9 protein-coding genes are annotated in these 12506 nt (G+C 60.4%); 2 read left to right on the forward strand and 7 right to left on the reverse strand.

Going from position 1 to position 12506, the window contains the following annotated elements:
* Positions 1–34 precede the first annotated feature (34 nt).
* From ACZRMH_RS09540 to ACZRMH_RS09570, 7 genes are all read right to left on the reverse strand, one after another.
* Positions 35–1072: a Rieske 2Fe-2S domain-containing protein gene (locus tag ACZRMH_RS09540; RefSeq protein WP_464013214.1), complete on the reverse strand. Its 1038-nt coding sequence runs from the start codon at positions 1070–1072 to the stop codon at positions 35–37.
* 217 nt (positions 1073–1289) lie between these two features.
* On the reverse strand, positions 1290–2123 hold the full coding sequence (locus ACZRMH_RS09545; RefSeq protein ID WP_464013215.1) for an SDR family NAD(P)-dependent oxidoreductase: 834 nt from the start codon (positions 2121–2123) through the stop codon (positions 1290–1292).
* A gap of 15 nt (positions 2124–2138) precedes the next feature.
* Positions 2139–2906 (reverse strand): SDR family oxidoreductase, encoded by a 768-nt coding sequence (locus ACZRMH_RS09550; RefSeq protein WP_464013216.1) that lies wholly within the window; start codon positions 2904–2906, stop codon positions 2139–2141.
* 92 nt (positions 2907–2998) lie between these two features.
* Positions 2999–4240, reverse strand: a complete 1242-nt coding sequence (locus ACZRMH_RS09555) for a helix-turn-helix transcriptional regulator (protein ID WP_464013217.1) — start codon at positions 4238–4240, stop codon at positions 2999–3001.
* Positions 4241–4395: 155 nt separating this feature from the next.
* Positions 4396–6822 (reverse strand): efflux RND transporter permease subunit, encoded by a 2427-nt coding sequence (locus tag ACZRMH_RS09560; RefSeq protein WP_464013218.1) that lies wholly within the window; start codon positions 6820–6822, stop codon positions 4396–4398.
* On the reverse strand, positions 6819–7799 hold the full coding sequence (locus ACZRMH_RS09565; protein ID WP_464013219.1) for a WD40/YVTN/BNR-like repeat-containing protein: 981 nt from the start codon (positions 7797–7799) through the stop codon (positions 6819–6821). Before ACZRMH_RS09565 ends, ACZRMH_RS09560 begins: the two co-directional genes overlap by 4 nt.
* Positions 7800–8134: 335 nt before the next feature.
* Positions 8135–9490: an MATE family efflux transporter gene (locus ACZRMH_RS09570; protein ID WP_464013220.1), complete on the reverse strand. Its 1356-nt coding sequence runs from the start codon at positions 9488–9490 to the stop codon at positions 8135–8137.
* A 219-nt stretch (positions 9491–9709) separates the two neighbouring features.
* On the opposite strand from ACZRMH_RS09570, the gene ACZRMH_RS09575 reads away from it, so the two are divergent.
* Entirely contained in the window at positions 9710–10393 is a 684-nt protein-coding gene (locus ACZRMH_RS09575) for a response regulator transcription factor (protein ID WP_464013221.1), read from the forward strand.
* Positions 10371–11759: a sensor histidine kinase gene (locus ACZRMH_RS09580; RefSeq protein WP_464013222.1), complete on the forward strand. Its 1389-nt coding sequence runs from the start codon at positions 10371–10373 to the stop codon at positions 11757–11759. Before ACZRMH_RS09575 ends, ACZRMH_RS09580 begins: the two co-directional genes overlap by 23 nt.
* Positions 11760–12506 lie beyond the last annotated feature (747 nt).

A 12506-nucleotide genomic window follows, 5' to 3' on the forward strand; every position in this document is an offset into this window, starting at 1 on the left:
CACCGGATAAGTACTGGCCACACTCACTCATCAATCAGCGGTTATCTACCGTGGTGATTTCACGGCGCTCGGCCATGCTTTGCGGCACGCTGGCTTCATCGGTGAAAAACTGCTGATACCACTCGCGCAGCTGATACACCGGGCCGTCACCCTCAGCCAGCACCGGGTTATTGACACGCACCTTGTGGGTCCAGATATCCACGTCCTGATAGAACGAGTCGCGGTTGCGCTGCACATAGTCCAGGGCCAGGGCTTCGTTTTGCTCCGGGGTCCAGCCCGGCACTTTCTTGACCATGCAGCCAAAGCGCAGCTCAAAGCTGTTGGGGCCGATCGGTACATGGCAGTTGAGCAGGATGGACTTGATTTCCTGTCCGTCGAACACCGCACTCATACGCGTCAGGTGAGTGGCCGGGCCGTAGTAAGCCGACTCTGCGACCAGATCCCCGCCCAGCCGTTCGGAGTCACCGTGGAAGATCTGGTGAGCGATATGGCCTTCGAAAATATTGTGGAAGTACTTGGTCGGTGTGCCATGCACCGGGCCGAAATGCTGGGCGTCCACCAGGTTGTCGACCAGCTCGCGGGGGTTGGTGTCGATGACCAGCTTGTCCATATGCCAGCTGTGCAGCCACTCATCGCTGTCCATCTCCGGCAGATGGGGGATCACCACATCTTCGGCAGGCGGCTTGCCTTCGGGGTTGTTCCACACAAACAGCAGGTTGTTTTCTTCGCAGGTCAGCCAGGCACGGGTTTTGGCCTTGGGCGGAATGCGTTTGCAGTAAGGGATCTCGACACACTTGCCGCTGGCATCGTACTGCCAGTGGTGGAAGGGGCAAACCACGCGGTCGTTCTCGATGGTGCCTTGGGACAGGTCAGCGCCCATATGCGGGCAATGGGCGTCCAGCACGCTGATTTCACCCTTGGAGGTGGCGAACGCCAGCAGCCGTGAACCAAACACATTCAGAGTATGCAGCTTGCCATCACGGAATTCGTCCGCCTCGCCCAGACAATGCCAGCCGCGACCGAAGCGTGGCGACAAAGCGTTCTCGACGTGAATTTCAGCGAGTTTAGTCATTTTTATTATTCCTCAGGTTAAGGGCCAGGGCGCTTTACTGAGTAATCTTCACCGAGGTCGATGGCGGGTTCATCGTTCAGATGGACTAGGTGCAGGACCAGGAACAGAACCTGTGGGAGCGGGCTTGCTCGCGATTCAGGCGACGCGGTCTGTCAGGAGAACCGCAGCGCCTGAATCGCGAGCAAGCCCGCTCCCACAAGGGGTTTTGTGACGGACCTTAGCGCCATTCCTCAACAATCCCGTGCTCCCGGGCAAACGGCTGGCAGTGGATGGTCTTGCACTGGTGGTCGACCGCAGCCTCATGGGTAGCCAGCCACAGCATCACCGCCGCAGGCACCTCGGGCGGCGCCGAGCCTGCGCGCAAGGCAATCACACCCTTGTCGCCGATGGTGGCGCGCAGTGCGTCAGTGGTTACTACCCCCGGATTCAGGGTATAGGCCCGTATACCGCGATCACCGAACTCCACCGACAAAATGCCCGACAACCGCGACACCATCGCCTTGCCCGCACCATAGGCATAACCCCAGCCGCCTTTGCCCGCAGCCACCGGCGGATCGGTCTCGCCAGCGCCGGAGGTAACGTTGATCACCACCCCGCCGCCCTGCTCGAGCATCTGGCTGACCACGGCGCGGGTCAGCAGAAACGGGGTCATCATATAGCCCTGAAATACCCGTTCCAGCGTCTCGGGTTGCAACTCCATAAACGCTGCATTCAAATCGCTGCCCTGATAAATGGCGTTGTTGACCAGCACATCCACCCGACCGTATTCGGCGAACGCCGCCCGGCTTGCGGCGAGCACCGACTCGCTGTCGAGCAAATCCATGGGCACCACCAACGCCTTGCGCCCCAGTTCGCGGATCGCCGCCGCCGTCCCGTTCAAACTGCCAGGCAGCGGCGTGCCGTCCGGGTTACGCAAGCCGTGGGCATGACTCTGACCTTCCTCCAGGCTGCGGGCGCTGATGGCCAGATCAAAACCGGCACGGGCAAACGCCAGCGCAGTTTCACGTCCGATGCCACGGCTGGCACCGGTGATAAATGCCACTTTGTTCATAAGCATTCCTTAAAGTCAGAAGCGCTGCGCACGCACCATTGCGTCCATCCCGCCATCCACAAACACCACACTGCCAGTCACAAAACTGGCCTGTTGCGATTGCAGAAAAGCCACCACCCGGGCGATTTCAGCCGGGTTGCCGGCACGCCCCAATGGCGCGACAAATTCGCGTACGGCCTTGCCGAAGCGTGCATCGTCCTTGGCCGCTTGATGCAGCGGAGTTTCCACTGCACCCGGCGCCACCACGTTCAAGCGTATGCCCTGGGCCGCCCATTGCACCGACTTGCGCCGGGCGTCACAGGTCACCGCGTATTTGGAGCTGGCATAGGCGATATGGGGCTGGCCCAGGGCATTGGCCAGTTCCAGCGCCAGTGTCTCGTCACCGCCGAGCAAGGCAGCAACCATCGGTTGTTGATCGGCACCAGGCTGGGTCGCCGCCACCGAACCAATCACCAGCGCGGCCGGGTTTTCACCCTTGGCCAGGGCATCCGCCAGGCCGTCCAGCAGTTCGCTGACGCCGAAGTAATTGACCGCCAGCACCAGACTGCTGGATGCAGCCGTAACCCCAAGCCCGGCGCAGCACACCAGTCCGTCGAGCACCCCGCCCGACTGTTCGAGCACCTGCGCCACTGCCGTCTGGCGTCCGGCACGGGTCGAGAGGTCGGCAACCACCTCGGCATTGGCCCGGTCAATCCCGATAATGCGGTGGCCCGCCTCGCGCAATAGCGTGCACACGGCGGCGCCGATCCCGGAAGCGGAACCGCTGACAGCTGTAACTGGCATAAGACTTTCCTTGATGATGCAGGCGCAGGCGGCCTGACTGAAGGGCAACCGACAGCGCCGCTCAAGCGCCACTGCCAGCCGGTAAACCATCCTTAAGCGCTTTTGCGAATGGGCCGCGCCAGCTGTGGCGCCGGAACTATAGACTCAGCCGCTCGCAAGGCGCACTTGGGCTTTCCCAACGCGACCACGCTGTTCAGCAGAATCCTTACCAGTTCGGTCTGACGGCGTACCCCGGTCTTGGAGAAGATCGAACGCAGATGCGCCCGCGCAGTGTTGCGGCGGATATTGAGGTTTTCCGCGGCCTCTTCCAGGGACAAGCCGTTGGCCAGTTCCATCGCCAGTGCCGTTTCGGCCTTGGTCAGGTTAAACAGCTGCTTGGTTACCACTTCACTGGCCAGGGACTTGCCCACCGAGTCGCGGACATAGATCACCGCCGCCGGTTTGCTCTTGCCTTCAGCCCATTCCAGCGAAGGAATCGCCTCGACCACCAGGCCCAGGCTGACCTGCCCTGAAGGCCGGGTCACGGACATCGCATCGGCCGTCACCCCGCCATCGCGTACTTCCTGGCTGAAAGCGTGCTTGACCAGACGTTGCAGCTCACGGTTGTCGCTAGGGTAGGTAGCTTCCAGCCTGCCCCCCACCAGTTTCAAACCATCGGCGTTCTTGAGCATTTCTTCGGCCACCGGATTCAGGCGCAGGACCTTGCCGGTTTCGTCGAGCACGATGGTTGCCACTGACAGGCGGCTGATGGCCTGGGCGTACAGCTCGCTCATGGATTCACTGCGATCAAGCAGGTTGTGCAAGTGCAGGGCCCGGCGCAAATGCGGTAAAAAGCTGCTGCACAGGGCGCGTTCGGCGCTGGAGAAAGCCGGGGAAGTTTTGGGCCGGGTCAGACGAAAGCGCAGCTTGCCACCTTCGGGAGTGGAAATATCGGCGCCCATCACGTGGTAGACATTTTGCGGACCGCAATACGCCTTGAAATAGGCCGAGTCCACCCATTCGGCCTCGCTCATCAGGTCTTCAACAGTAAACACCTGGTCCAGCGCCTGACCGGCAAACGGAGTATTGGTTTGCGGATAGGTCTGATAAGTCAGCTCACCTTCGCCTTCGATATCCCCGGCTACGATCATCAAACCCAGATCAGGCTGGTCGGGCACGCGCAAAATCAGGGTCGCGTAGTTGGCCTGGAACATGCTGCGTACGGCACACAAGGTACGGCCCATGATCTTGGGGTCCAGCGCACCGTCGTAAAAGCTGCCAACCATTTGATCGTAATCGGCCAGTTCGAGCCCCAGGCTGACCAGGGTTTGGTGATTCAGGGTCACTGTATCCACGGACGTTTCCTCGCATTGGGTCTGGTTCGAGACCAGCCCTTTTTATTGTTCTTATTACCAGCGGTTTGCCTTTGCGCAGGCACTGTAGCGCTGCGCAAAAGCGCCTCAGTGTCTCTTTAAGCTTGCCGCCGCACAAGCGTGACAAGCGGTCTGTTTCAACGGTTTGAGGAGTCTTTGGCAGCAACGCTCGGTTTGAGCGGGTAATGCCCCGCAGGCATCTCCTGAACCCGGGTTTTAACCTTGACCAATGGCCGTCCCAGGTTGAACCAGGCCGCCAGTGCCGGCAGCAGAAAGATCGCCCCGAGCACATTGACCAGAAACATAAAGGACAACAGCACGCCCATATCGGCCTGGAATTTCAACGGTGCAAAAGCCCAGGTACAGACGCCAATGGACATGGTCAATGCGGTAAACACCGCCGCCGTCCCCCGTTGGCACATGGCCTGATAAAACGCGTTGCGCAGATCCTTGCCGTCGGCCATTTCATGGGCAATGCGCTCGTACAGATAGATCCCGTAATCGACACCCACCCCCACACCCAGCGCCATTACCGGCAAGGTCGCGACTTTAAGACCGATGCCCAGGGTTGCCATCAACGCGTTGCACAGGATGGCGACAATCGCCAACGGCACCAGAATGCACAGCACTGCGCGCAATGAACCGAAGGTCAGCCAGCAAAACAGCGCCACCGAACCGAACAGCGCGGCGAGCATCACCACCTCGGCCTGCTTGACCGCTTCGTTGGACGCCGCCATCACGCCGACGTTACCCCCCGCCATCAAAAATTCCACATTCGGCCCTTGCAGCCCGGCGATGATGCGCTGGGTTTCGTCGACCACATGGCTGACTGTCGACCCTTCATGGTCGGTAAGGAGCACCAGAATCTGCATGCGCTGGCAGCCTTCAGTCACCAGCCCGTCATCCGGCATATAGGCCCGCGAACCCTGGCTCAGGCCGCGTTCGGAACCCGGAATCGCCGACCAGCGCGGGTTACCTTCGTTGTTGCCGGCAATCACGGTCTTGCCCATGCCCGCCACGCTCTGCACCGACTGCACCCCGGCTACGCTGCGGATCTGAAAGTCGAACGACTCGATGGCCCGCATCACTTGCGGGGCCAGGCAGCCTTCCTCGATGCCCTTGACCTGCACAAATACCGACATCACATCCAGGCCGATGGAGTAGCTGTTGATGATCTTCTGGTTGTCCTGGTTGTAACGCGAATCCGCGCGCAACTCCGGCGCACCGACACCGATATCGCCCACCGCAAGGTCCCGGGCCTTCCAGGCACCCACGCCGAGCAACAACAGGCTGAGCACAAACACCGCCAGCGCCGGTTTCGGCTCGGCCAGCGCCGACAGGCGCCACCACAAGGCGTGCTTGCCCTGCACCTTAAGGCCCTGGGCCAGAGCGCCTGGCTCCAGTTTGAGATACGACAGGATGATCGGCAGCATCAGCTTGTTGGTGATGATCATCAGCATCACGCCGATGCAAGCGGTCACGCCCAACTCATGGACGATGGGAATATCGATCAGCATGATCACGCCAAAGCCCAGGGCGTTCATCAGCAGGGCCAGGGAGCCGGGGATGAATATCTTGCAAAAGGCCCCCCGCGCCGCTTCTATCGAAGAACTGCCGCCCAGCACATCCTGTTTCCAGGCGTTGGTCATCTGCACCGCATGGGACACGCCGATGGAGAAGATCAGAAACGGCACCAGAATCGACATCGGGTCGATCCCCAGCCCCAGTAGCGGCAGCAACCCCAGCAGCCACACCACCGGCAGCAGTGCCACCGCCAGCGCCACCAGGGTCAGGCGCCAAGAACGCGAGTAGGCCCAGAGCATCAGCGCGGTGATCACAAAGGCAATCACAAAAAAGCCGATCACCGTAGTCAGCCCCTCGACCACATCCCCCACCAGCTTGGCAAAGCCGACGATATTGATCTCGATATCGTCATTGCTGTACTTGGCGCGAATATCCTCAAGGCGCTTGGCCACTTCGGCATAGGACACCGACTTGCCGGTTTGCGGGTCCAGATCCTGCAAGTCTGCCCGCACCATCGAGGAGGTCAGGTCATTGGCCACCAGGCGCCCGACCTGCCCCGAACGGGCAACGTTATTGCGCACCTGGGACAGCTCTTCGGCGGACCCGGTAAAACGTGGCGGCACGACGACGTCACCAAAAAAACCGTCCTCGGTGATTTCGATATAACGCACATTGGCGGTGAACAGCGACGTCACACTGGCGCGGCTGACGCCATTGATAAAGAAAACGTCATCCGTGACCTTGCTCAGGGTTTCCAGGTACCTGGGGTTATAGATATCACCCTCGCCCTTCCACTTTACGCTGACCAAAAAGCGGTTGGCGCCGGTGAAGTACTGGCTGAAGTTGAGAAAGTTGACCATAAAGGCGTTGCGCACCGGTATCTGCTTGTTAAAGCCCGGGTCCAGCTGGGTATGGGTGGCGCTGTAACCCAGGGCCACTGTGAGCAGTACAAACAGGGCCAGCAAACCCTTGCGCCAGCTCATCAACAGATCGGCCACACGCTCGACCGCACGGTTAATCGTAGACTTATGACTACTCATTGGGTACCTCCAAGCGCGGCCACACCGCCATCGGCGCCCTGAAATACCCCGCGTTCACCGCCCACCAGCAAGCGCCGGGAGCCGATCAATACCGCCGAAGTCAAAGTACCCAGGCCGGACAGGCGGGTCGCGCTGACCAGGCCGCCATTGCCGTCCAGGCGCACCAGCGAGCTGCCCGCGCCGACAATCAGCACACCGCCGCCATTGGGCAACAGCGCATGGCCATAGAGCGGCAACTGATTGCCCACCTTGACCTGCTCCCAGCTCTGGCCAAAGTTCTGGCTGACAAACACATGACCGCGCATGCCATAGGTTACCCAGCGGTCTGCACTCAAGCGCACCACACCGAACAAGGAACCGTTGTAGAAAGGATCGAGTTTCTTCCAGCTACGTCCGGCATCGTCGCTGCGCAAGACCAGGCCCTGCTCGCCGACTACCATGCGCCGGCCATCGGCACCGCCGTCCATGCCATTGAGGTGAGCACTGTCCACTTCCAGCGGCTGGGCCTGCCAGGTGCGACCGTCATCCTCGGACTGGTAGAACTTGCCGAAACTGCCGAAGGCCAGCACCCGGTTACCGCCAGCACTCCAGATCCCCAGCAAAGGCTCGGCGATTTCGCCGTCGTAGCGAACCTCGGACCAGTTCATGCCCTGGTCTTCGGAGCGCAGGATCCAGCCATCATGACCGACCGCCAGCAGGCTCTTGCCCGGCAACGCCACCAGAGCGGTGAGGGTCAGGTCACGTTGTGGCGTGACTGCTGCAGGCTGCCAGGACAGCCCCTGATCATCGCTGAGCAAAATATTGCCGCGCTCGCCCACCGCTACGACACGTTGATCCAGATAAAGCATGCCGTTGATTTGCAGGCGATCCGGGCGCAACTGGGCCGATGCGACATTGGAAGCAGGGCGTGGGGAGAAGGTAAACGCGATGGTGACAGCGACGATCAGACAGACCAGATAGCCAATTATTGAGCGCATGGTCGCGGCCTCGCTGCACGATTCAATTGCTGGGCAGAGTTCATGCAGCCAGTCCTCTTTTTATTATCGTGGATGCTCTGGCGCCCTCCTCGGCGAGGTGCGCAGAACCTGACTTCGATAATCGGACTGGCGGGTCACGGGCACATCGTCCAAATGGCCTAGTGAATTGACGGTCATGTGGTGAGGGTCTGGTGGGAGCCGGCTTGCCTGCGATTCAGGCGGTGTATCAGGTAAACCGCAGTGATGCCATCGCGAGCGAGCCCGCTCCCACAATTGAGTAGCGTTGCTCTTAAGTGAACAACATTGCCACAGAGGGGGGATTGTGTCAGTCCGGCTCAAACCAGCCGCTGAATCTGCTTGTGCCGCCAGACCAGCCGGTAATAGGCGGTTTGCAAGCCCAGCATGGCGATATAGGTCACCGGAAACGCCATCCACACGCCCTCCAGGCCAAAGTGCGCATCCAGCGCATACGCCACCGGCAACTCGATGCACAACACGCAGAAAATCGTGATGCCCATCGGCACCAACACCACGCCACTGGCGCGCATGATCCCGCCGATAACCGCCTGGAAGCCAAAGACCAGCACGCTCCACAGCATGATATGCAGCAGGTGCTCTGCACGTACCCGCGCATCCACGTCGGTGATAAACAGCCCCAGCAGCCAGTGCGACAGCACATAACCGAGCACGATCAGGGCGCCGGTCAGGCACAGGTTGATCAGCAAGCCGGTACGCAGAATCGGCCCGATACGCTCGATCCGCCCCGCGCCAATGGCCTGGGCGCCAAGGATCGAAGCGGTGATGGCAATCGACAGCGCCGGAAACTGCACATAGTTAACAATCTGCGTTACCGCACCGTAGGCCGCCGTGGCTTGGGAACCATGGCTGTTGACCAGCGCCAGGATCACCAGCTCCGACAGCGACAGCACCACCATCTGCACCCCGGTCGGCAGGCCGATGCGCAGCACCTTGCCGAGAATCTCCCGGTTCAGCCGCAGTGCAGCCCACAGCTCGCGATCCGGGGCCATCACATGATTCTTGTGACGCAGGCGCAACACCAGAAACAGCATGGCCAATACGTTACCCACCAGCCCCGCATAGGCCGCACTTTGAATGCCCATGGGTGGCAGGCCGAGCCAGCCGAGGATCAGTGCCGGGGTCAGCAGCAGGCCTACCGCCGTGGACACCATCAGCGCCAGCAACGGCGAAACCGTGTCACTGACCCCGCGTAAAATCTGGGTAAACAGGATAAACACCAGCAGCAACGGCATGATCAGCATCATCACGCGGGCATAGCCCACTGCCTCTTCGAGCACGTCCACCGGCGTGCCCAGTGCCTGCAAGGCAGGCCGCGCCAGCAGGCTGCCCAGTACCGCCGCCAGCAGGCCGATCAATGCACCGAGGGTCAGCGTAGCACCCGTGATCTGCTTGACCATCGCCGTTTCCCGCGCCCCCCAGGCTTGGCCGATCAGCACCGACGCGCCCGCCCCCAGGCCGATCACCAGGGCAATAAAGAAGAACACGATGGGAAACATCCCCGACACCGCCGCCAGCGCCTGAGTACCCAGCAGTTGCCCGACATAGATCCCGTTAAGGGTGCCGGAGAAGCTTTGCAGAAAGTTGGACAGCACCATGGGCGCCAGAAAGATCAGGTAGATCCGCCACAGCGGCCGTTGCGAAGGGGTTTGCATAAACACAGTGCCTGGAAAAATAACCAACGGGGGTTATACCGCAAATGTATCCGGATGTTCCTGTCGAACATCATCACGGCGCGCCGGTTCAAAGTCGTTTCAGCGGTATTTCGACTACGCTTTGTGACGGTTTTCTGAACATGAAGAAATATTCAGAAACGTTTCAGCAAATTGTGGGCAAAATGTGCTCACCGCTGAAAAAGCCCATCAGGTGACGGTATGACCCGGATTTTGACCATTGAAGACGATGCCGTAACGGCGAATGAAATCGTGGCTGAATTGACCAGCCACGGCCTGGAGGTCGATTGGGTAGCCAATGGCCGCGAAGGGTTGGTGCGTGCCGTCAGTGGCGACTACGACCTGATCACCCTCGACCGCATGCTCCCCGAGCTGGACGGCCTGGCGATCGTGACCACTTTGCGCACCATTGGCGTCAGCACACCCATTTTGATGATCAGCGCCCTCTCCGATGTTGACGAGCGTGTACGTGGCTTGCGCGCCGGGGGCGATGACTACCTGACCAAGCCCTTTGCCAGCGACGAGATGGCCGCCCGGGTTGAAGTGCTGCTGCGACGTAAAAGCCCGGCGGACAAGTTCGAGACCTCGCTGCGCGTCTGCGACCTTGAGCTTAACCTGATCACCCGCGAAGCCAGCCGCAACGAGCAACAGCTGAGCCTGCTGCCCACCGAGTACAAGTTGCTGGAGTTTTTGATGCGCAACACCGGGCAAATCCTCTCGCGCATGATGATTTTCGAGGAAGTCTGGGGCTATCACTTCGACCCGGGCACCAACCTCATCGACGTGCATATCGGTCGCCTGCGCAAAAAAATCGATCCGCCGGGCCAGGTGCCCCTGATTCGCACCGTTCGAGGCTCGGGCTATGTCATTGCCGAACCCCTCTAAGGGCTGGCGTTCATCCAGCAGCCGACTGCTGGCGTTGTACAGTTTTCTGTTCGTGGCCTGGAGCTGCATCCTGATGGGGGTGCTGTATTACGAAGTCTCGGACTACCTGGGCACTCTGGCCAGGCATTCGCTGATGCAGCGCCAGCATCTGTTTGCCCGCTTTGAAGGCAAGCAACTGGACGAAGCGCTGGCCACCAGCATGACCTTCGATATGCGTGCAGTGGATGCCTATGGCCTGTTCGATGAGCAACACAAGCCTCTGAGCGGACCGATCCAGGCTATCCCCGCAGGCTTGCCGCTGGATGGCCAGATCCACGCGCTGAGCACCTGCATCGACTCCGATGACCCCAACCTGCCGCAAGACAGCTGCGATGCCGTGGCCACGCAAACCAACGATGGCCGCTGGCTGGTGCTGGTGCGCGACAACGGTTCGCTGTTTGCCGTGACCCGGATCATCCTGCACGCCCTGCTGTGGGGTTTGTCCCTGACCATCATTCCCGGTATCGCCGGCTGGCACTTGCTGCGCAGGCGACCGTTGCAGCGCATCCGGGCCATTCAGGCCAGTGCCGAAGCCATTGTCGCGGGGGATCTGACCTATCGCTTGCCGCTGTCCAATCGTCGTGACGAACTGGACATGCTGGCCGCCATCGTCAACGCCATGCTCGACCGCATCGAGTTGCTGATGCACGAGGTCAAGGGCGTGTGCGACAACATTGCCCACGACCTGCGCACCCCGCTCACCCGCCTGCGTGCACAGCTGTACCGGATTCAGCAGCAGGCCGTGGAAGGCTCCCCAGAAGCCCTGCAACTGGATCAGGTGATCGGCGAAACCGACACCCTGATGGCGCGCTTTCGCGGGTTGCTGCGTATTTCCGAGCTGGAGGACCATCAGCGCCGCTCGGGTTTTCTGCTGCTCGACCCGCTGCCCCTGCTGCAAGAGCTGTACGACTTTTACTTGCCGCTGGCAGAAGAAGGCCAGGTTACGCTGGTGCTCGACACACCTGCGACCTTGCCCGGCATGACGGGTGATCGGGCCTTGCTGTTTGAGGCCCTGGCCAACCTGCTGAGCAACTCGATCAAGTTCACCCCGCCGGGAGGGGAAGTGATCTTGCGCGCCACCGACGATAACGGTAGCCCGCGCATTGAAGTGCTCGATACCGGCCCCGGTATCCCCGAAGCCGAGCGGGTGGCGGTGTTCCAGCGTTTTTATCGCTGCGATGACAAGCACAGCGGTTTTGGCCTGGGACTGTCGATTGTGGCCGCAATTGTCAGCCTGCATGGCTTTAGTCTTGACGTGAACAACCGCGACAGCGGCGGCGCCCGGCTGACCCTGCATTGTCGGCAAAGCCTGATCAATCCGGGGTAACGAGGTCACACTGTGGGAGCCGGGCTTGCCCGCGATGCAAGCGCTGCGGATGATCGTGTAAACCGCGCTGATACCATCGCGAGCAGGCTCGCTCCCACACTCTCCACTGCAAGGTTTGGATTTGTGTGCGACGCAAAACCTGTGGGAGCCGGGCTTGCCCGCGATGCAAGCGCTGCGGTTGGTCAGCCAAACCGCGCTGATACCATCGCGAGCAAGCCCGCTCCCACACTCTCCACTGCAAGGTTTGGATTTGTGTGCGACGCAAAACCTGTGGGAGCCGGGCTTGCCCGCGATGCAGGCGCTGCGGTTGGTCAGCCAAACCGCGCCGATACCATCGCGAGCAAGCCCGCTCCCACACATCCTCTCAACAGATGTTCTCAACAGAACTTTCATGTTCGAACGACACAAGCTGGCACACTTTTTTCTTGTTATTTCCCGTTCGCAGTTCTTTCTCTGGAATCACAGCTTCCAGGGGGCGTAACCCGCACCAGTTGCGAACAAGGACGGTATACCCGTCCATTTTCAGTGCAAAGACGGATCAAAAGTCGCGTCGATGATCAGCTGTCATAAGGAATATGAACGATGTGTGAAGTGCGCTCGACCACCAACACCCCCTTCCCCCTGTGCTCCTGTGTACTGCGTTTGCGCAGTTCCTGTCCCGGCACTGACACCTAGCCCCTGCATTCTGACGCCCGCCTTGCGCGTATGGGCGCAGGCTCGATGCATCCTGCTGTTCGCACATTTGCG

The sequence above is a fragment of the Pseudomonas sp. B414 genome, assembly GCF_055408445.1.